Below are 22,640 nucleotides of genomic sequence, written 5' to 3'. Positions count from 1 at the left end.
AGGTCGCCGACGCCGCCGCCGAAGCCGCGCATCCGGTCGAGCAGGGCGTCGAACAGCTGCCGGACGGCTTCCGGGTTGAGCTGGACGATCGCGGCCTTGCGGGCCAGGTCGGCGGCGGTGATCCGGTATCCGAGCGCGGAGCTGTGCAGGTCGAGGACGGGCCGCGCCAGCGGGAGCGGGGGCGCGGTGCGGGGCTGGCCGTCCAGTTCGGAGACCGGGACCAGGATCTCCTCGCGCAGCGGGACGGTGACGGTGTGGACGCCGCCTCCGTCGGGCTGGGCGAGTTCCGCCACCGGGCGGGCCGTGCCCAGGCTGAGCGCGGCCGCGGTCGGCGAGACGCGGACGGTCTCCTGGAGGGTGATCTCCAGCTCGCTGTCCACGAGGTAGCCCGCCAGCGGTCCGCTGATCGTGAAGCCGTCGTGCCGGCGGGTCCAGGCGCTGCCCGCGGCGCTCTGCGCGGCCGACCGCGAGCGGGTGTAGGAGAGGGCCGACTCGGAGGCGGTGGCGCCGAACTGGACGCTCTTGCCCTTCGTGCGCCCCAGGCCGGACTCGGCACGGGCGTTGGACTGGACGTAGCGGCTGACCGTGCCCTCGACGGTCTCGCCGGTGGCCGTCGCCGTGGAGCTCTCGGGGCGGTTGAGCCGCAGGACGATCTGGACGTGCCGGCGGAAGCCCGGCCCGCCCGTGGACAGCGGGCGCAGTACCACGCCCGGCCCCCGCAGGGCGTCGACCATGGCGACCAGGGAACCCGGCGCGAGCATGATGTCCAGCGTCCCGGTCAGGCTGGCGCCCGGGACCTCCAGCGTCCACATGGCGTCGCGGGCGCCGCGCGCGTGCTGGTCCAGGAGCCCGTTGAGGCTCCGCATGATCTGCGGGGAGAGCCGCCCGGCCGGGTCGGCGGGCAGCAGGCGCTCCGTGACGGCGGTGAGCGGGAACGCCCGGGCGGGGTAGTGGGCCGGCACGTTGGTGGCGGCCGGTGCGGTGGTCGTGGTGGTGGGGGTGGCTGCCGGGGGTTGCGGGCTGAGGAAGGTGACGCCCTCGTCGACGACGACGGGTTCGGGTGTCCGCTCGCCGCGCGACCACGTGCGCACCTGGTTGAGGTCCTCGGCGACCGCGGTGACCGTCCAGGTGATGCGGCCGGTGTGCGCCGCGTGCGGCACGTCGCTGCGGACGATGAAGCGGCCCGGGTTGATGTTCATGCCCCGGGTGAGGCTCTCGCTGCGGCTGTCGCTGGCCGAGTAGGTGACGGAGCCCCCGCCCTGCTCGGCGCCCGAACCGCCGCTGAGACCCACGGTGTTGCTGTGGTTGCGGAAGAAGTCGCTGGTGGTGACGGACTGGGTGGCGGTGAACCCGGCGGAGTGCTCGTCGAGGTCCATCGTGTTCAGGGCGAGGGTGCCCGAGCCGCCGCGCCGGACGGTGTCGACCTCCGCCCGGAGCACCAGCCGGATCTTCCGGTCGGTGAGCAGGCCGTCGATGACGAGCTGGGCGGGGACCGCCTCGGACTCGCTGTGCAGCGCCGCCATCAGCTGGTTGCGGGTGACGACCGACCGCGCGCGCAGGGCGGCTACCGGCTCCGGGACGCCGAGGCCGGTGAGCGCCTCCACCACGCTCTGCCGTACCTGCCGCACGCCCCGCACGTCGACGACGCGGTCGCGCTGGGTGAGCGCGTACGGGACGTTCGACGGCTGGTCGTCCTGGTTCGGATGGTCGTTCTGGCTCGGCGGGGCGTCCTCGGCCGGCTGCGAGGAGTCGGCCTGCGGCTGGTCCCAGACCGGCGCCAGCCACTGGGCCTCGCCCGTCAGCCGGCCCGCTTCCACGGTGCTGCGGGTGACCCCCGTCCCGCCGGGCGCGCCGGTCAGCTTCTGCCAGGAGTCCAGTACGCGCTTCTCGGCCTTGTCGAGGAGGTTGTGCGGCGCGACGCGGTGGACCGTGACGGACGGGCGGAACCGCACCCGGTAGGTGTACAGGACGCTCTCGCTCTCCTCCGTCCCCGGCCGCGCGTAACCATGCACCTTGTAGGTGTAGTACGTGTCCGAGTGCTGCCTGCCGTCGGTGCGCGACATCGAGAAGCCGGTCGTGTACGCCGGGCTCGCCACGCCGCCGAGCGACAGCGAGAGGCTGCTGGAGAGCCCCAGCGTCGCGCCGTACGACTCGGAGCCTGCGGTGTCCCGCATCCCGGACGGCCAGTGGTCGAAGCCCACGTTGCGCAGTCGCAGCCCGGCCGCCGGCGTGAGGTGCGTACCGGACGGGGAGACGGGCACGCGCTCGGCGCGCAGCTCGAAGCTGATCACTTCCTGCGTGTTGTCGCCCAGCTGACGGGTCAGCATGTGGGCCGCGCCCTCGTCCGAGAAGAGCTCCGCCATCTGGTAGGTGAGCGACTCCGGGTGGAAGTGGGTGTCCAAGAAACCCGACAGGTCGGCGAGTTCGTCCTCGTCCCACGCCGAGATCCCGGTGCGCCGCTCCGCCTCCCGCAGCGCCGTCCTGAGCCGGTCGCGCACCTCTTCGGCCCCGGAGAGCCCCACGGGGGAGAACACGCCCGCGGGCCCGGTCGGGGCGGTCAGCTCCGCCGGGGGGAGGGGCGTGGTCGTCTCGTCGCCGGACGCCGTCGCGGTGGGCGCCGCCGTACCGCTCGCCGTGGCGGTCTCGGCCCCCGTCGCGGACTGTCCGTGCTGCCCGTCGCCCGTGTGCTGTCCCGGCGTCTCCGCCGGGGCCGTCTCGTCGAGGGACGTACGGACCGCCTCGTCGAGGGCCGTGCGGAAGGCGGCGGCCTGTTCCGCGGGCACCCGGACGACGACAGAGATCTCCCCCGAGTGCTCGCGGCCGGGGTGCCCGAGCAGCCGCGAGGCGACGTCGAGCCGCACGGTCAGCAGGAACGGCACGCTCTCGCCGTTGAAGCGCACCGTCTCCCACAGCCCGCCGGAGACGTTGGCCGCCGAACTGGAGCCGGACGTGGTGCTCGCGCTCAGGGTGAGCGGCGAACCCTTCACCGAGGCCGTCGGCAGCACACCCGAGCCCGGCGCGATGGACAGGCCGGCCCCGATCGAACGGCCGGAGCCGACGCTGGTGCCGGTGCCCTGCATGCCGAGCCGGCGGACGTTGCGCACCAGCGGGACGGCCGTGGCGTCGCCGACCTGCCGGGCGGCGCGCAGCCGTCCGCGCACCGCCATGAGCAGCACGTCGCCGCCGGCCAGCCGCACGGGAGGCAGCCCCGTCTCGCCCCCGAGCACCCGGGTGAGGTCCGCCATCACGTTGAGCTCGCCCAGCCGGCCGTGCACGTACTCGTGCAGGGGCGTGCCGGAGCGCGCGTCCAGGTGGGCCGCGAACAGCTGGTCCCGGAGCGGGCCGAGGCCGCCGACCTGCTGGGGGATGACGAAGAAGCGCAACGCCTGCCGGGTGAGCCGGTCGAGCGCGGAGTCCGGCACGCCGTGCGGCAGCTCCGTCCGCCAGGGGACGGTGGGGGCGTTCGCGGCCAGGGTGACCAGTTCGGACGGGAAGGCCGCGAGCAGGCCGCCGACCATGGAGCGTTCGACGCCGGCGGCGCCGGGCACGGTGGTGGTGACCGTCAGCTTGGTGCCGGCGAAGGAGAAGTGCGCCAGCTCCCCGGCGAGACCCAGCGACGGGTTGCTGTAGACGAGGTCGGTGTGGCTGCGGCTCTCGGTGCGGGTCGACTTGGCGCCGACCGAGCCCTTGGGGGCCACGACCAGCCCGCCGCTCGCGAGGAGGGCGAGCGTCGCTGTCTCGCCTCCGGACAGGGAGCGGGTGCTGCCGGTGCTGACGGACCCGCCGGCGCCGCGGCTGGAGCCGGCCTCCTGGAGGCCGATGCTCGTCTCGCCGTGCGGCCGGTACTGCGCGCCGAGCGCCTTCGCCCGGTCCCGGGCCACCTCGGTGAGCGCGAGGCGGACCGTGTATGGGCGTGCCGGGTCCGGGTCGTGCAGGGTCAGGCCGCCGTCGAGCAGCCGCCGCGCGAATTCGCGCGGGCTCAACTGGTCGAGCATCCGGGTGACTTCGGCCCGTACGGCGTCCGCCAGCCAAGTGGGGCGCCGCTCCGGCAGCAGGCCGGCGACGAGATCGGCGATGGCGGCGGTCCGCGGGGCGCCGGGCAGGGCGGCGCCGTCGAAGCGGACGCCGTCGAAGGCGACCACGCTGCCGAACGTGCCCAGCGGGAACCGCCGCGGCGCCTCCGCGAAGCCGGCCGGGGGCCGCGTCAGCTCCTCGGGTTCGGGGAAGAGGGTCCGGACGGACTCCAGCACGTCGTCGAGGAGTCCGTCGTCCGCGGTCTCCTCGCCGACGAGGTGGAGCGTTCCCTCGTACGGTTCGTCGGGCTCGGGCAGGGTGGTGAGCGTTACGGTGTCGCCGTGCGCGACGGGCACCACGGTGCCCTCGGCCAGGGCGTGTTCGGCGCCGGAGAGCTGACCGCCGTCGTGCCCGGCCTCCGGTTCGGCCGTGTACAGGTGGTCGATCGGCGCGGTCTCCTGGGGCACGGCCGAGGTCGCCGGCCGCGCGGCGGGCTTCTTCGCCGTGATCCGGACGATCCCGTCGGGTCCGGGGCCGTGCCAGATGACGGCGTGTCCGGCGGTGGCCGGGTCGCCGTCGAGTTCGGGACGGACGTACCGCTCCTCGAACAGCTCGTGCGTGAGGGTCTCGCCGTACGCGGTGACGGTGTCCGCCGGGCCCGCCGTGACCTGCCACTGGAGGCCTTCGTCGAGCTCCGGGACCCGCTGGGCGCGGTGCAGGTCGAGCAGCAGGGGATCGTCCCAGCCGGTCGCCGTACGCGGCGGCACGTACCAGCCGGAGGGCGTGCGGATCGCCGCCGGGGGGAGGCCGCCGAGGCCCAGCAGGGCGGCCTCCGGCGAGTACCGCAGGGACAGCAGGTCGGACACGTGGAAGACGGCGGCGAAGGACTCGCCGTCCCGGTGCAGCACGCCGCGCTCGTTGGCGCTCTCGACGTGCAGGACGACGTAGGCGTCGGTGAAGTCGTGCGTCCGCCACAGGGTGTCCTGGGCCGCGCCCTCGACCAGGTTCATCGCCCAGCCGGAGCTGGTGGTGGTCCGGCCCGCGGCCGTGCTGAACGCGGCCCCGGCGTTCGCGGACCCCGTCGGGTGCGACCGCCCCAGCCCCAGCGAAGCACCCTGGCCCCGGCCCGTGCCGGCCGTCAGGGTGTTGTGCTGGGAGCCGTAGTCGCTCCGCTCCGACGTGCCCGGCCGCCAGCCGAGCGAACGGGCCTGCCCGGCCGGCAGGATCGCGATGCTCAGCACGCCGGTGGTGTCCGTGAACGGACCGCCGACGGCCCGCAGGTCCGGCCCCAGGGGGGCCGGTACGTCGGTGAAGCCGTTGCGCAGCACATGGCGGGCGAGGACGTTGGCGTCGAAGAACCGGTACAGGGTGTCCAGGGAGAACTGGCCGCGCCGGGCGAGGTCCCCGGGCTCCGCGCCGTACCGGCGCAGCTCCGCGACCACCTTGTCGAACAGCATGCGCGCGGCAGGGGGGCTGAGCTGCACGCCCACGGCCTTGCGGGCGAGGTCGTCGGCCGTGATCGCGAAGCTTCGCGCCGCCGTGAGCCGCGGGCCCGGCTGATGCGGGGTCAGCTGTGCCACGGACGGCTGCCGGGCCGGCTGCGGGAGGAGGCCCCGGACCTCGGCGAGCGGAACGGCGATCTCCTCGCGCAGCCGCACCCGCACCCGGTGCGTGCCGCCCTCGGGGAGCTGCACGGCCTGGGCGGCCTGCCGCGCCAGGTCGGCGCTGAGCGTGGACGAGGTGCGCGAGACCTGCACCGTCTGCTGGAGGGTGATTTCCAGTTCGCCGTGCAGCTGGAAGGTGGCCAGGACGTCGGAGATGGTGTGGCCGTCGTGGCGGCGGCTGAACCGGCCGTCGATCAGGCTCCGGGAGGTGTTCGAGGAGCGGCTGTAGGCGGCCGACCCGCCCGCGAGCAGACCGGTGAACTGGTGGCCGCTCGCCTTGGTGCGGGTGACCCCGAGCTCCTGGTGGGTGTTCGACTGGGTGTAGCGGCTGACGGTGCCGGGCGTGAGCAGGCCGGTGAACCGCGCGCCGCGGCCCTCGGGGTCGCGGTGCAGGCGGACGACCAGCTGGACGCGCTTGAGGTGACCCGCGCCGGACGACACGGTGTGCAGGCCGAGGCCCGGGCCGAGCAGCGCGTCGTTCAGGGTGTGCAGGGAGCGCGGGGCGAGCATCGTGTCCAGCGTGCCGGGCAGGCTCGCGCCGGGCGTGTGGAGCGTCCACAGGGAGTCGCGGACGGTGCTCGCGTGCGCGCCGAGCAGCTCGTCGACGGCCGCCATGAGCGCGTCCGCGAGCCGGACGGGGTTCTCGTGGCGCCCGCCGGTCCGGTGCTCCCGCGGCTCCTCGTGGTCCTCGCCGTCGTGCGCGGGCAGGAAGCGCTCGCTGACGGTGGCGGTCGGGAACGAGGCGACCGTCAGCGTGCCGGGCACCGAGGCCGCCTCGGTGGCCTCGGCCACCGGCCACCGCGGGCTGACGAAGGAGACGCCGTCCCGGACGTGGACCGAGCTGTCGCGCTGGTCCGGGGACCAGGCGCCGAGCTGGTTGACGTTCTCGGCCCGCGCGGTCAGCTTCCAGGTGACCTGGGCCAGCCGCCTGCGGTGCGGGAGCTGCTGGCGCATCACGATGCGGCCCGGGTTGACGTTGGTGATCCGCGCGGTGCTGCGGCCCTTGCCGGGCGAGAAGGTGCGCCCGTAGCCCGTGCCGCCCGTCAGCTCGCCGGAGCCGCCGCTGAGGGTCGCGGAGTGGCCGTGGTTGAGGTGGTTGGTGGCGGTGCTGTCCGTGCCGGAGAAACCCGTCGAGTACTCGGCGAGGTCCATCGTGTTCAGCTCGACGGTCCGCGCGTCGTCCACCACGTCGGTGAGGTGCGCCCGCATGGCCAGCCGCACCTTGCGGTCGGTGAGCAGGCCGTCCAGCACCACCTGCCCGGCGACCGAGCCGGCCCCCGAGTGCAGCGCCGCGACCATCTGGTCGTGGTTGACCAGCGACTCCAGGTGCAGCTCGGCGAGGTGCTCGGGCACGCCGAGCTCGACCAGCAGGGCGACGGCGCTCCGGCGGACCTCCCGCATGCCGGAGACGCCGAGCACACGGTCGTGCTGGGTGAGCGCGTAATCGCCCTCGGCCGGGGTCGCGGCGTGCTCCGGGGGAGCGGTGACGGCCGTCGCCGCCTGGGCCGGCTCCACCGGCGCGAGCCATCGGGCCTCGCCCTCGACCGGCCGGCCGGTCGAGGTGTGCTCCACGGGCGCCTGGTGCGGTTCCGGGCGCGCCGCGTGGACCAGGGAACGCAGCGGCCGCAGGGCACGGCCGAGGGAGCCGGTCGCGCCGGACGCCGGGACGCGCCGCGCCGTGACGGACGGGTGGAGGGCGATGGGGTACGTGAACTGCCGCATCGGGCCGGTGTAGTTGATGCCGGACAGGACGTAGGTGTAGGCGGTGATGCCGTTCTTGGCGGTGCGGCTGTGGGAGAGCAGCGTCAGGTCGCTCTCGTGGGCGGCGATCTTCCCGAACCCGGTGGCGAGGCCGATGCCGAGCGAGGCGCTGGTGCCGTGCGACTCGGAGTTCGCCAAGTCCCGCATGGCGCTGGGCCACAGGTCGAAGCCGCTCTCCGGGAAGTACACGCCGGACGTCGGCGTGATGGCCCCGCCCGGCGTGGCGGGCACGCGCTCCGCCCGTACCCGGAAGCGGAACACCTCTGTCTCGCCGGTGGCCAGCGGGCGCAGGAAGGTCCGGGTGACGCCGTCGGGGGAGAACAGCTCGGTGAACTGCTTCTCCAGGGACACGGAGTGGAAGTGGGTGGCCAGGAACGAGTCCAGGGAGGCCAGTTCGGCCGGGCTCCACTGCTCCTCGGCCCCCGGCGTGCGGCCGGTCGCCTGCTCTTCGTTCCTCGCCCGCGCCGCGCGGACGGCCGTCTGCGCGTGCGCGAACTGCTCGCGCAGACCGGCCCGGACGTCCGTGGCGCCGGACAGGCCCGACGGCCCGAGCAGACCCGAACTGCCCGTCGGGGACGCCAGCTCGGCCGGTGGAGCGGTCTGCGGCGGTTCGTCCGCCTGGGGTTCGTAGGCGATCGGCGTCAGGCCCGCGCCGCGCGGGGACTCGCCCAGCTCCTCCGCCACGGCCTGCGCCAGCGTCTTCTGGAAGGCGTCGGCCAGCTCGGCGGGGACGCGGACGACGACCGACACGTCCGAGGTGTGCTCGCGGCCGATGGGGTGCCCGAGCGGCCGCGAGCCGGCCTCCAGCCGGACGGTCAGCAGGTACGGCACGCTCCTGCCGTTGTGGCGCACGCTGTGCGAGTGGCCGCCGCCGGTGTCGGCGCCCGTCGAGAAGGCCGTCGAGGTGCCGAGGGTCGCGCTGACCGGCGCCTGGAGCGAGAGCCAGTCGGGCAGCAGACCGGCGCCCGGTCCGAACGTCGCCCCGAGGCCCACCGAGAGACCGCCGCCCGCGCCGGTGGAGGCGCCCTGGAGCTCCAGCCAACGGCTGTTGAGCACGGTGGGCACGGCGGTCGCGTCGCCGATCCGGCGGACTCCGCGCAGCCGCGCCCGCAGGCTGACGGTGAGGACCTCGGAGCCGTCCATGTCGACGGGCGGCAGCGGCTTGCCACCGGCGAGCAGGTAGGAGAGGTCGCCCAGCATGCTCAGCTCGCCGAGCCGGTTGTGCAGGTACTCGTGCAGGTCGGTGCCGGGCCGCGCCTGCCGGTAGTCGCCGATCAGATGGTCGCGTACCGGGCCCAGGCCGCCGATCTGCTGCGGGACGGCGAAGAACCGCTGCGCCGCAGAGGTGAGCCGGTCGAGCGCGGCATCCGTCGCGGACTCGGGCAGCGCCGCCTCCCAGGACTTGGCGGTCCCGTTCGCGGCCAGCTGCGCGAGCTCCGTGGGGAAGGCGGCGTGCAGGTCCCCGGTCGTCGAACGGTCGGCGCCGTTCAGGCCGGGGCCCGAGGCGGTGACGGTGAGCGTGGCCCCGGTGAAGGAGAAGTGCTCCAGCTCGCCGCTGAGCTTCAGCGAGGGGTTGTTGTACGCGTTGGTGCTCCGGCTCTGGCCGTACGAGCGCGTCGCGGACATGCTGGCGGTGACCTTGGGACTGACGGCGGAGTGCCCCGCCGCCAGGGACAGCTTGTCGCCGACGCTGAGGGTGCGGGTGTTGCCGGTGCTCTCGCCCGTGCCCGCGGCACGGTCGGTGGCCGCCTCCTGGAGGCCGATGCTCGTCTGCCCGTACGGCCGGTACGGGTCTTCCAGCAGAGTGGCCCCGTCCCGGTCGACGCCGGTCAGGGAGAGAGTGACGGTGTACGCGGCGGAGCCCCGCCCCTGGGAGACGGTGACCGGCAGGCCGCCGTCCACCAGGCGGCGCGCGAAGTCGCGCGGGGTCAGCCGGGCGATCATGGCTTGCACCTGGGCGCGGACCTTGGCCTCCAGCCAGTCCGGCCGGCCGGTGGACCGATCGGGCAGCAGACCGGCGACCAGGTCCGCGAAGGAACGGGTCTGCGGGGCGCCGGGCATGCCGGCGCCGTCGAACCGGACGCCGTCGAAGGCGAGCACGGTGCCGAACACGCCCAGCGGGTACTGCCCCGCGACGTCGCCGAAGCCGACCGGCGGCACGACGTCGGGGAACAGGCGCCGGACGTCGTCCAGGGCGGCGTCCGCGGGGGAGGCGGCCTCGGCGTCGGGGAACAGGCGGTGCACGTCCTCCAGGGCGGCCGCCGCGCGGAAACCGGCGAGGTCCGGCAGCAGGTGAGGGAACCGGACCGCGTCCTCGCCCAGCGCCGACAGCTCGGCGGAGGGAGCGACGAGCACGCCCTCGGCGTCCAGGTCGAGGGACGTGACGTGGGCCTCGCCGACGGGCAGCAGCTCGGCGGCGTCCTCGTACTGCTCGTCCAGGCGGGCGGGCTCGGCCCACACCACCCGGCCGTCGACGTTGGCGGCGTGCAGCCGGCCGGCCGGCGATCCGTCGGCGGCGCTGAACACCACCAGCGAACCGGCGCCCGGGCCGGACTCCAGCAGCTGCGCCGTGACCGCGCGCGCCGCCTCGCGGGCGTCGCCGCCCCGCTGCACGAAGGCCAGCGAGGTACGGAGCCGGTTCCACTCCTGGTGCGCGAGCCGCGCCTGCTCCTCGGACCGCGCCTGTTCCTCGGACGGGGCCTGTTCCTCGGTCGGGCGCTGTTCCTCGGACTGCGCTTGCTCTGCGGCCGGGCCCTGTTCCTCGGGCCGGGCCTGCTCCACGGCCTGCGCGTCGGAGTGCTCCTGAGCGTCGGTGTGCTGCTGCGTCTCCTGTGTCTCCCGCGTCTCCCGCGGTTCTTCCGTCCCGCCGGGAGCTTCGGCCTGCGGGAGTGACGCGCCGACGGCGGTGGAGCCACGGAGGGGCGCGGCGCGTTCGACGAGGTCCCGCATGGTGATCGGGCGCCCTCGCCGCTTGGCCTTGGTCGCGACATCGACCAACCGCCTGCGCACCTCGTCGGTGACCTCCCCGTCGCCGAACACCGCCCGGGCCGTCCTGTCCAGCGAACGCGCGGTGAACCTGCCGACGTGGCGGGAATCCTGATCGGCCAGCTGGGCCAGGCGGCGCAGCGTCATGAGACGGCTGTGAGCGCGCTCCACGTCCCCCGTGCCGCGGGGCGGGTAGAGGGTGTCGTACGCCTCCAGCAGGTCCCCGGTGCGCAGGAACTCCTGAAGGTCCACGTCCGCGTCGCTGCGGCCGACGTTCAGCGGACCGCGGCGCGGCCGCAGCTCGCGGGCCAGGTCCACCTGGCGGCTGGTCGGGAGCGGCGGGCGCCGCACCGGGCCGAGCTGATGGGCGCCCGCGGCGCTGACCTCGCTCTCCTCGGTGAGCCAGCCCAACTTGACCCACTGGTCCCGCAGTTCGGGGTCCACGGGCGCGCCGGCGCCCCGCTCGGGCGTGGTCTCGAAGCCGGTCGCGTACTGTCGCGCGGTGTTCACGACGAACTCCGGCCCGGTCAGGGAGGAGCTGGCGTCGATCATGTGCTGGAACTGGAATACGGCCTTGCTGTTGTGGTTCCGCAGCTCCTCGGCGCCGAGCCTCGGCGAGGGCAGCCGGTCCAGCACCAGCCGCAGGAAGTCGGTGCCGGGCGGCGCGACGAGCAGGTTGTTGTTGTAGTTGCTGCGCGAGTACCGGTACCGGGCGACGCTCTCCAGCCGCTCCTCGTACGTGCCGCCGACCGGGAACCGCTCGCCCCGCATGACGTTCAGATCCCGCTCGAACGACGCGGAGTCGCGGATCAGCGGCGGCAGGAGCGGCAGGTTGGGGCCGTCCACGGCCAGCCGCGGCGCGGCGGCGGGGAGCGTGAAGCCGCCGGGGGCGAGATCGACGTCCAGGTACGCGCCGCCCCGCGACCACAGCACCGCGTAGCGCACGACATCGCTGGCGACGGCGAAAGCGCTGCGCGAGACGGCCAGGTCGACCAGGTCGCGGATCTTCTCGCGGACGTCGGAGGGCAGGTGCGCGTACAGGTTCCGCTCGTCGATGTCCTGCACGGCGACGCCGGACAGGACGCCGGTGAGCAGCGGGACAGTGGTCTCGCGCGCGTGCGCGTCGAGCCAGAGGTTGACCGTCCAGCCGGCCTCGCCGGCCTGCCGCGCCCATGAGCTCAGGTTGGCCAAGGTGGCGTCGCTCGGCGCGCCGCCGACCCACACGAACTGGAGGTCCCGCGGAACCGGCCGCAAGGTGCCGTTCCGGCCGCCCACCGTCAACTTCGCCGACGGCTGCGGGAATCCGGAGAGTTCCGAGGTCTCCCAGAACCGCGGGTCCCGCCGCGCCGCGTCCAACTGTTCCTGGAGGTCCGCGTGGTCGAAAGGTTCGCTCTGCCCGGTCCGCTCGTGGTCGCCGGCCGCCGTACGGGCGGCCTCCACGCCGTCCTCGGCGCTGTCCTCCGCCATCGCGGCCCCGGACGTGCCTTCCGACGCCTGCGGCGGGGTGAGGGGCTCGCTCGCGATCAGGGCGCCGTCGCGGTCGTACGTCTCGACGTGGACGACGAACCGGGAGTCGACGCCGCCGAAGAACAGGATCTCGGCCATGTCCGGATAGGCGTCCCGGCCCAGCGTCGCGGCGAGGTCCAGGCCGCCCGGAGCCCTGAGGGTGTACCGGTACATCCGGCCCTCGGAATCCTGGAAGGCCGCCTTCGCGGGAGGCATCCGCAGCGCCGCGGAGCGGGTCGCGGAGATCCACGCGGTGGGGCTCTCGCCCGATCCGCCGTACTGGTAGCCGCGCAGGGAGTCCACGGCGAAGTCGTCGCCCCGGGCCTCGAAGCCGTTCGCCCGAATGGTCTCCGGAGGCCTGGTGTCCCACCGGTAGAGCACATCGTCGTCGGTGCGCCACAGCAGCGGCGCCCCGCCCTGCGCCGACTCGCCGGTCCGGACCTTGATCCGGGCGATCTGCTCGTCGGTGACCTGCCACAGCGCGGAGTCGAACGCGGTTCGCGGCCGGTCGGCGGACGTCTGCCCAAGAGCCGAGAACGCCCCGGTCTGCAGGGCGTGGTAGGCGTCGCTCTCGATCGAGAGGCTCCCGGCGCGGCCGCGCCGGGGAGCCATGGTCAGGCCCATGCCGGTGAGCTGTTCGACGGGCGCGCCGAACCGCCCCCGCAGCTCCCGCATCCGGTCCGCCAGTTCACCGGCGCGCTGCGACCATGCCGCGTAGCCGCCGGGGAAGGCGTCGGCGTCCGGCAGATCGGAGGTCTTCAGTCCGATGCTGGGCCGCTCTCCGGTGAACGCCCGCAGGGCGGCGCCCAGCCGCTCGGTCTCGACGAGCAGCTCCCGCCACTCGTCGTGCGCCCGCGCCGCCGCCTCGTCGGCGGGCTCGGCGACGTTCCCGTGCTCGTCGGCGATCCGCACCTGGGATCGTTCGGCCTCGTCGAGGAACCAGCCGCGGACCTCGCGGAACCACGCGGCGTCCGCCTCCCGGTCGCCCGTGCCGAGCCGGTGAGTCCAGTCCGGCTCGGGCAGCGGGGGCAGCGGGGCGAGCGCCGCGACGGGCTCTGGCGCGGCCGGGACCTCGTCCGGGTCCCAGTCGTCGAACGGGTCCCACAGACCGCCCTGATCCTCGTCCAGCACCTCTTGGCGGGCGGCGAACTCCAGGGTGTCCCCGGCCTGTTCGAGGTCGCGCAGCTGCCGCCGCAGCTCCGGCAGGACGTCCTGGTCGATCGTCTCGGCCAGTTGGGACATCTCTTCCGTCACCTGCTGCGGCGTGCGGCCCATGGCCTTGAGGCTCTGCGGCAGCTGTGCGACGTTCTCCGCCAGTTCGCCGATCCGTTGCCGGGCCCATACGGCCAGGTCCAGGGAGCGCTGGACGGGGGCCGGGCCGGGCAGCGTCGCACCGTCCAGGATCACCTGCTCGTCCGCGGCGCCCTCGACGACGGCGAGGTGCGGGTCCGACAACTGCTCCGGCAGCGTGTAGGACAGAGACGACCAGGAGGAGACGAACCGGTGCCACGCGCCGCTCTGGCCCTCACGCGCGGCGGTCAGCCGGCTGGACTGCGCCGTGAAGACACGATCGTGATCCGCGTACGAGGGGTGCTCCGTCGCCCGGGACGGTGCGCCCTGATGGGATGCCGTGGACGCGGCCGGGCTCTGCGGCGGCGCGGAACGCGACACTACGGAATCGACCAGCCGCCGGCCGCCGCTCGTGGGCTCGTCGGTGTCGTCGGCCGCCAGGAGCCGCCTGCGCCGCTCCATTTCCTGCTCGCTCACCTGCTGTGAGCCGGGGCCGGTGGAGTGGTCGCGGGTCAATCGGGCGAGGCGGCGGTCGAGTTCGGCCTCCGTGTCCGTCCCGCCGTGCGTCGTCGTGCCCGGCCCGGCGGCGGGCGAGAGCTCCGGCTCCGACTCAGGCTCCGACCCCGACCCCGACTCCGACTCCGACGAAGTGTGGGTCAACGGTTCGTACGATCCGCCGTGGGCCGGTTCCGTGTGCTCCTCCTGCTGGAGCGCTCCGGCCGGGGAGTCCGCCGTCCGCTCGGGCAGGGTCTCGTCCGCCTCGCGCAGCCAGGAGGAGGAGAGGTCACGGGGAGCCCACAGCCCGCGGTAGGCGTCGAAGAACTCGGTGCGGTAGTCGCCGGCGAGCCGCGCGAGGTCGGCCGCGTCGGCGAGACGGCCGGCGCTGAGCGAGGCGAAGACGTCGTCCGAGGCGTTCAGGGCGGCTCGGGCGTCCACCTCGAAGTCGAGGTGGGCGGGGATCTCGTCCACCAGCTCGGCGAACCAGCGGTCCCATGCCCGGACGCCGCCGATCAGCTCCTCGGGAGCGTCGGAGACCCCGGCGAAGGCCGCGTTGAAGACCTTGGCGGCCCGTTCGGCGAAATCGGAGCGGAGCCGGTCGCTCCGCTCGTCCGGCAGGACGTGCCCGGCGTCCTGCGCCCGCCACCGCGCGAGCTGCTCGGCGAAGGCCGTGTCGGCCTGCGCCAGAGCGCTCCGCCGGGCCGCGTGGAGCAGCAGGAGCGCCCGCGTGCGCTCCTGCCCGGCCGCCTCGTCGTAGGCGGCCTCCCACGCGGCGAGCCGCTCGGTCGACGGACCGTCGGCGAAGGCACGGTCGAAGGCGGCGTCGACAGCCGACGCGACGGCCTGCTGGACCGACCGCAGGGTCTCGGGAAGCACGTTCTCCGGCCGGAGCGCGAACCGGTCCGTGAACGCGGCGCCCGGCGACGGCGGCCGCGTGCTCAGCGTGTCCGCGGCGCGCTCGGCGTCCTTGAGCGAGCGGAGCACGGCCGCCTCGCGGCCGGCCTGCTCGACGAGCCGGCCGGGCAGCCGGGAGAGCACGTCGTCGTAGCGGCTGTGCCAGCGCGCCAGCAGCTCGGGCCGCTCCCCGCGCGCGGCGGCCGCTGCCGCAGCGTCGGGGCCGGAGAGCGCGGTGAACTCCGCGTCGAGTTCGGCGTGCAGCTCCTCGCGGACGGCCGCGGCCCCGGCCTCGGACAGTGGGTGCCCGTGCGCGTCGAGCGCGTGCAGAAACTGGCGCTGCTCGGAGGTCAGCTCGCTGGTGAGATCCTGCGTGAGCTGTGTGAAGCGCTCGTCGGCGCGGGCGAGTTCGGATTCGTACAAGGCCCGCAGGTCGAAGGCGTCGGTGAGTTTCGCGGTGAGTCCGCGCAGCCGGGCGGCGGCCGACCGGACGTTCTCCCGCAGGCGCTCGTCCCGGGCGTCCGCCCCGGTGGCGAAGACCTCGCGCACGGCGGTGTCGAGCTTCGGCTCGAACGCCGCGAGGACGTGGCCGCCGACCCGCGCGACGAGGTCCGCGTCGAGCGGCCCGGCCGGTTCCCGCGCGTCGGAGCCGGCCAAGCGGCTGCTCCAGGAGCGGAACGCGCGGTCGAAGGCGCGCCGGCCCTGCTCGGCGGCGGCTTCGCGGACCGTGTTCAGGTCGGCCTGGTCCCGCCACACGACCGACAGGTCCAGCGGTTCGGCGGGGTCGAGCTCACGGAAGCGCAGCGTCCGGTCGAGCAGCAGCTCCGCCTGCTCCTCCGAGAGAGCCTGCCCGTCCTCCCGCACCCAGCCGTCGAAACTCTCCTGTATTCGCTTGCCGTACGCGGCGTCCTCGACGGCCTGCCGCAGGCGGCCCTCGTACTTCTCGTGCAGCCGCCGCTCCTCGGCCCGCATGACCGGCACCCGCCAGTCGTCGGAGGCCGCGTGGGAGGGGGCGGGGACGAAGGCGCCGGACCCTTCGCCGATCAGGCCGGGGTCGTCACGGAACCGGGCGCCTTCCTTGAAGAGGGCGATCCGCTCCGCGTACTCCCGCTTTACGGAGGCGAGGGTGCCGGGTTCGCGCTCCAGGGCGTGGGACAGCTCCTGGAACAGGTCCTGTCGCCGGTCCTCGTACCAGCGGACGGTCCGGGCGCCCCACTGGTGTGTGTCCGGGGAGAAGTCGTAGGACTCGCTGTGCTTCCAGAAGTCGTCCAGCACGAGCGACGTGGGAACGGCGCGGTCGCTCAGGCGCAGGGCGGCGGCCCGGAAGGACTCGTCGAGCGCGGCCGACGCCTCCGTGCCGCCTTCGACGGCCCGCTCCTCGACGTACTGCCGCTCCAGCCGCTGGATCTGGTGGCGGTACCACTCGCGGGCAGGGGTGTCCCAGTGCGGCTGGGACTTCCCGAGGTCGTCCTCCCAGAGCAGCCCGTCGGACACGCCCGGCCGCGCGACGAGCGGCCCCTCGGCCAGCGCGGAACGGAACTCCCTACGGGCGTTGTGGTCCGCCCACCAGTCGTCGTGCGCCTGCGCGTACCGGGCCCGTAGGTCGCCGGCCGCGGCCGCGGCCTCGGACGCGCCTTCGCGCTCCAGCGCGGCGGCGAACCGGTCGGCGAACTCCGTGCGCAGGTGGCGTACGGCCGGGCTCGCCAGGAAGGAGCGGGGCTGGTACTTGGGCACGGCGGAGGCGATCTCGTCCTCGAAGCGGGCGCGCGCCCGCTGCTCGACGGTCTGCTCCGGCGCGCGGTCGGCGAAGGTCTGCCGCTGCTCGGAGCCGGAGCCCACCGCCTCGTGCGAGCTGCCCGGGTCGTGCGCGTCGTGTCCGTGCTCGCTGTAGGAGTCCTGCGCGGTGGGGTGGGTCTCCGCCGTGCCGTGGTCCCGCGCGGTGGGGTGGTCGTGCGTCGTGACGTGCTCTTGTACGACGCCGTCGCGCGGGTCCGTCCCGGCGTGCTCCTGCGCGGTGGGGTGGGTCTCCGCCGTGCCGTGGTCCCGCGCTGTGGCGTGGTCCTGAGTTGTGGCGTGCTCTTGTACGACGCCGTCGCGCGGCTCCGTCCCGGCGCGCTCCTGCGCGGTGGCCTGCCCCTGCGCGGGCGCGTCGTCGTGGGTCCGCGCGCCCGCGTCACGCGGCTCGGCGGACGGCTCGGGGGGCCGCTGCCCGTGCGGTACAGCGGTCTCGCCGGTGGGGGAGCCGACGCCCGTCTCCCGCTGCGCGGCCTCGGCCTCGGCCTTCCACTCCGCTTCGGCCTTCTCCACCGCGAGCTTCTGCCGTTCCCACCGCTGCCGCTGGACCCGCTCCGTGCCCTGCCGGAAGCCGTCGGTGGTGTTCTTCTCGGTCTCCAGCCAGTGGTCCAGGTCCGCGCCGCTGTTCCGGTGGAAGCGGTCGTGCAGGTCGACCCAGTCGCGCCGGAAGCCGGAGGCGACGTCCGCGAACCCGCCCTCGGCGGGGCCGGTGAAGGCGTCGTAGTCGTAGAACCGCCGCTCGAAGACCCTGCCCGCGTTCTCGACGGCGCCCTGGCGGTAGGCGTCCCGGTCCAGATGGGTGCGGACGTCCCGGATGAGCTCGCCGCTCGACTCCCGCCAGTTCCGGTAGCGGGCGTCCAGTTCGGCGCCGAGCAGGGGCTCCTTGCCGGTGCGCACCCCGCCCAGGCGGGCCTCAGCGGAGGATTCGAGCTTCGCGGCGAGGTCGTCGGCGACTCGCGCCAGGGACTCCTCGTCGTGGAGCAGGTCGTGCCGCTCGACGGCGGACCGCATGTCCTGGGTGCGCTGGGCGAGTTCCTCGTGGTAGCGGAGCCGGCTGTGGAGCGCGCTGTCGTGCAGCATGGCCTCGGTCGTCGACCGGCTCACCGACACGGCGTGCCCGAGCCCCGCGCGGGTCGGTTCGGCCCCGCTGATGTGCGTGGTGAACGCTTCCTCCACCGCGGTGCGGAGGTCCTTCGCCAGGCTCTCGCCGGCCTTGAGCGTCAGCGGGTCCTCGGGCCCCAGCCCCCGGCCCTCGGCCGCGGCCGCCAGCTTCTCCTTGACCTGCGGCAGGACGTCGGTCTCCAGCCGCAGGCGCTCGTGGAGGCGGGACATGGCGGAGTCGAAGGCGAGGTCGGCCGCGTCCTCGTGGGAGAAGCCGCGGGATTCCAGCTGCTTCATGTCGCGGAAGGAGTCGAGCAGTTGGTTGTGGGCGTGCGTCCGCCACTGCTCCCGGGGCCCTGCCGAGTGGTCGAGGGCGGCTCCGTCCCGCTGCTTGCCGATGACCGTGTCGTAGTGCTCCAGGAAGTGCCCGGCCCGGTTCTCGGCCGCCCCGGCCCACGCGTACCGCTCCTCCGGCGAGCCGACCGTGTCGATCTCGTCCGGCGCGGCCTTCTTCTGGGCTTCGAGGTCCGTCAGGTACTTGTCGCGGACGGTCCTGGAGAGTTCGGGGCCGAGGCCGTGCTTCTCGCCCAGCTGGTTCAGGCGGTCGACCTGGTCGAAGCGCCCGGGGAGCCCGGCGAGGTGTTCGTCGTGGACCGCCTTCCAGGCGTCGCGCAGTCCGTCCCGCTCCGCGGCCGTCAGCGGTCCGGACTCGTGGACCTCGGTGAGCGTCTTGAACTCGGCTTGGAGATCGGCGGTGACCGCGTCCACGACGGCCTTGCGGTCGGCTTCCGTGAGCTTCGGCGCGTCGGCGTCGGCGTCGGCATCGCGCGGGCCGCCGGCGTGCTGCCGGGCCTCCCACGCGCGGGCCGCGTCGTCCACCTGCTGGGGCAGGTGCTCCAGGTGGGTGTTCCGGGTCTCGGCCAGGTCCAGGACGAGGTCATAGTGGCCGACGAGGCTGTCCTGGGCGGCGTCGTGTGCGGCCCGCGTCGACTCGTCCAAGTGCGGCGCGGGGCCGGGCTCCTCCACCCAGTGGGCGGCGTCCAGGTGTCCGTCGGCCAGGGTCCTGTCGTAGCCGGCGAGCCATTCGCGGTGGAAGTCCGACTCCAGCCGGTTCGCCAGGCCGGAGGGCAGCTCCGTCCGGCCGTCGCTCAGCTCGTGCCAGACCGACCTGGCCTCGGCGGAGACCTGCGGCAGCCGCTCGGCGGCCTTCGCCAGGCCGGGAGCGGCGTCCTTGACGGCGGACAGCTCGTGTTCGAGGTCGTACAGCACCTTTTCGGTGTCGGACACGCGGTATTCCGTGCCCATCAGGCGCGCACGGGCCCGGTCCACCGCCTCCTGGCCCATGGAGTCCAGCCGGTTCCGTACCCAGTCGCCCTGCTCGCCCATCGCCTCCCTGCTGGGGAAGGACTCCCGGACGGTGTGCCACTTCTCGTACGCGTCGGCCTCGAACCGGAAGCGTCCGGGGGCGCTCTCGTCGAGCCGGTGCAGGCCGTCGCGGACGGTGGTGTTCACGTCCCGGAAGTCGGCGCCCATGACGTCGCGGCGGATGTCCGCCAGCAGCCGGTCGCCGGCCGCGCGCAGTGACGCGTGCGCACTGCTGATGTGCTGCATCCGGTCGCCGGCGAACAGGGAGTGCGGCGCGTCGTGCTCCAGCCGGGAAGTGACGCTCGCGATGTATCCGCGGATCTTCTCCGTGCCCTCCAACTCGGCCGTGAGCCGTCTGGCCAGGTCGTCCTCCTTGCGCAGCCACTGCTCGCCGGCCCGCTGGAGGGCCGTGTGCTGGGCCTGGGAGGTGAACTTCTTCTTGGGGATCGCGCCGAGTTCGTCGTCGAGGAGTTTCCGGAACGCGTCACGGGAGGCCGTCCCGTAGCGGGTACGGACCTCCGCCGCGTCCCGGTCGGACCAGCCGGCCTCCGTCTCCCGCCAGCTCTTCAGGCGGTTGCCCAGCAACTCGTCGGTGGAGCTGAGGAGTTCATGGGTCTTGGTGTGCAGCTCGATCCGGTCCGGCAGCTCCTTCGCGAGGTTGTCGGAGAGGTGGGAGAACCGGTCCTTCGGGTTGCCGACGTGCCAGTGCGGCCGTTCCTTCAGCTCGCCGTAGGTGAGATCGAAGGCGTGCTCAAGGCTGTTCCGGTACCCCTTGGCGGCGGCCTCGACCGCCTCCGCCGGGCGGCCCTCGGAGTTCCAGCGGCGCTCGGCCCGGGACACCATGCGGTCGATGCTCTTGGTGACCTCCGGGGCGCGGCTGTGCAGCATGGCGCGGCCCCGGAAGGTGCTGCCGAGCTTGTCGACCTGCCGCTGCCACTGCTTCTCGGCCTTCGCGAGGTCAGCGGCGGACCCGCCCTCCTTGCCCACCGGGCGGAACGTGTCGTCGAACTTGCCGCGCGCGTCGCGCAGGGCGTTGTCGAAGACCAGCTGACGTTCTTCGGCGTTCAGACCGCGCAGCGCCTTGGACGTCTTGGTCGCCTCGGTGAACCGGTCCCGCAGCTTCTCCGCGGACCGGTGGAACTTCTCCTCCAGGCCGAGCTTGTGCGCCGCGTCGTCGCGCAGCGCCTTGCTCTCCGCCGCCCACGCCTCGTCCTTGGCGGACGCCGTGGTGTGGGCACTGCCGGAGCGTTCGGCCGGGGCGTGTACGGCCGGGGCCGAAGTGGCGGGCGGCGCCGGCTCCTCGGGACGCGCGACGGGCTGCTCGGAGTGGTGGCCGGAACTGCCCGCGTCGTGCGTCTGGTTGGTGTGGTCGCCGGACGCGGAGGCGTCGTGCGAGGCGCCCGAGGCGGCCGGCTCGTGTCCGGCGCCCTCGTGCGCGGACGCCTTCGTCGGCTTGGCGTCCGGCTTCTCGCCGGCGCTCTGCGGCGCCTTCCCGGAGTCTTCCGCCGCCTTCCCGGTGTTCCGCGGAGCCGTCGCGGAATTCTCCGCTGTCTTCGAGGACTTCGGGGCCTTCGCGGTGTCCGCGGTGTTCTCCGGCCCCTTCTCGGAGGACCTACCGGCGGGCGGGCCCGCGGTCTTCTCGGCGGTAGGACTCGCCGTCTTCTCGGCGGTGGGGCTCGCGGTCTTCTCAGCGCCGGGGTTCGCCGTCTTCTCGGCCTCCGGCGTCGTCGACCTGGCGTCCGGCCGGTCCGTCGGCCGGCCACCGGGCCGTCCCCCGTCCGCCTTCTCCCGGACGGGGCCGCCGGTCTGCTGCTCGGTCTTCGACGACTGCGGGGCCGACGATTCATGTTGTCCGGGCCGCTGTTCGCCGCCGGCGGGCTTCTCCGGCGCCTGATGGGGCTGCCCGGCCCGGCCGGTCTCGGCGGACTGCGGCTTGGGCGTCTCCATCACCTGCGGGGTCTTGGCGACGGAGCCGACGCGCCCGTCCTCCGCCGCGAGCTTGGCCGCGTCCTGCGCCTTCCCCAGCGGGCCGGCGGGCGCCTGCGTCCCGGAACCGTGCCGGGCGGCGTCGGGCCCCGCGGCTTCCTTCGCGCTGTCGTGACCGGAGTTCGCCGTGCCGTTCTCGTCCTGCGCCCGGCCCTCGTGGCCGCTCCGGCCGTCGTGGTCCGTGGCGCGCTGGTCCGTGGCGTGCTGGTGGTCCTCCGCGCCCTTGCCGTGCTCCGGGGTGCGTGGGCCGGGCGGCTCCTTGCCCAGTACGGCCTGCGGGGTCTTCGTGCCCTGACCGACGGGGGCGCCCTCCTGCCCGGCGTGCTTGCCGGCGCTGCCCGACGCGCCCGGCTCGGCCCCGGGCTCGGCGGCCTGGTGGGCGGAGTGCGGCTCGGCGCCCTCTTGCGCGGCCCCGCTGTTCCGCTCCGGCTGCGCGGGGGAGTTGTGCGAGGAGCCGGTCTCGGGCGCGTGGGTCTGCCCGGTCCGGCCGGCGCCGGCCGGCGGCCGGCCTCCCGCGGGCGGGTGGCCGGCGCCGGGGCCGGTCTCCTCGACCGGGGACGGGGAGCGGGTGCCGGGCGCCGTGTTCTCGGGGTGCGCGACGCTCGTCTTCGGGCTGCCGGGGCCCTCCGTCACCGGGGGCCTGCCGGTCCCCGCCGGGCTGTGGGGGCGGCTGGTCACGGGGTTCACCCCGTCGGGACCGGCCTTCACGGTGCGGGCGTCGGGGCCGTCGAACTTCGATCCCTTGGCCGGCGACGGCTGGAGGTGGGCCGGGTCCTGCACCTTGCCGCCCGCGCCGGTCGCCGTCCCGCCCGGCTTGGACAGCACGTTGTTCGGCCGTATCCCCGAGCCGTCGGCGGCACGGCCGCCGGGGACCGAGGTGTGCGGGTTCGCCGCTATGCCCTCCGGGCTCTTCACGGTTCCGCCGAACTTGCCCGCGCCCGCCCCCACCGACCCCGGTGCGCTGAAGCCGCCGCTGTTGACCACCGGCGGCGTGAACTCGTTGCCGATCGCCCCGCCCCCCGAGTGCGGCGTGTCGCCCGAGAGCCCCGGGTGCGAGATGTCGGGGTTGATGTGAGGAGAACCCGCGGCCGGGCCGTGCGTCATGTCCTTGAGCCAGTCGCGCCCCTTGCCGAGGCCCTTGGCCATCGGCCCGAGGAGGGCCCCGCCGCCGCCCATGCCGATGGAGATCGCCTCGCCCTTCCACCACTCCGAGCTGCCGAAGTCGGGCATCGGGGTGTTGGTGACCGCGGAGGCGAGCGCCGCGGCGGCCATGTCGAGGCCGAGCGTGGCGGCGGCGTTCACCGCGACGTCCACGGCCACGGCGCCGGCGAAGGCCACCGCGGTGATGGCGCCCTCCGTGAGGACGCCCGCCAAGGCCTCCAGGACCCCGGTGAGGGCCCCGAGGATCGCGTCGAACGGCAGCATGACCGGGAGCGCGAAGATGGCCAGCATGGGCAGCACGGTTTCGATCAGAGCCTTGATCGACTCCATGTCGTCCGCGTGCTTCTCCTGCGCCTGGATGTTCTTGACGTAGTCGCCGAACGCGTTGATGTGGTTGCCGATGTTGCGCGCGTCGTCGACGGCCTTCTGCAGGTGCGCGTCGTGCACCTGGTTCCAGGTGGTCTGGACGGCGGTGTTCCCCTCACCGGTCCACTGCATGCCGTGGACGGCCGCGTCCATGGCCGACATCCGCTCCCACAGCATGTCGCTGAAGTCGATCCAGGCGTTCCCGAGCCGGTAGATGCTGTCGGTGACCGAATCGTCGGCGTAGTAATTGGACAT

General features: G+C 74.2%; 1 protein-coding gene (only partly in view). It reads right to left on the bottom strand.

The window, feature by feature from the left end; translation table 11 throughout:
* Positions 1-22,640, bottom strand: partial view of an ADP-ribosyltransferase gene (locus AB0I22_RS23650; protein WP_363132858.1) — the 5' portion only. 11,692 nt of this gene lie to the left of the window's left edge; 22,640 of the gene's 34,332 nt are visible here — the first part of the coding sequence; the start codon lies at positions 22,638-22,640; the stop codon falls past the left edge of the window.

This window comes from Streptomyces sp. NPDC050610, assembly GCF_040654875.1.
Classification (GTDB): Bacteria; Actinomycetota; Actinomycetes; order Streptomycetales; family Streptomycetaceae; genus Streptomyces.
The sequence above is the reverse complement of the archived record's forward strand: the minus strand, read 5'-3'. Positions and strand labels throughout refer to the sequence as shown.